Below are 338 nucleotides of genomic sequence, written 5' to 3'. Positions count from 1 at the left end.
TTTGCCGCCACCCGCGTCCATTACGAACGTATCGAACCGATTGCCGAGCTTTTCAGCGAACTCGACCCCGTCATCGATGCGCGTGAAGACGACTTTAAAGACGGTGCGAAAGATGCCGGGTTTACAGGCTTCCACCGTATCGAACACGCCCTTTGGGTAGAAAAAGACGTATCCGGCGTGAAGGAAATTGCAGCGAAACTGATGACCGATGTTGAAGCCCTGCAAAAAGAAATCGACGCATTGGCATTCCCTCCAGGCAAAGTGGTCGGCGGCGCGTCCGAACTGATTGAAGAAGTGGCCGGCAGCAAAATCAGCGGCGAAGAAGACCGTTACAGCCA

Annotated in this window: 1 protein-coding gene; it reads left to right on the top strand. The window is 54.1% G+C overall.

Going from position 1 to position 338, the window contains the following annotated elements; genetic code table 11:
- A partial coding sequence (locus ACTHSP_RS23170; protein ID WP_440347142.1) for an imelysin family protein occupies positions 1-338 on the top strand: 338 nt, incomplete at both ends.

This window comes from Neisseria sp. P0001.S005 (genome assembly GCF_051963715.1).
This window is presented reverse-complemented; position numbering and strand designations above follow the sequence as displayed.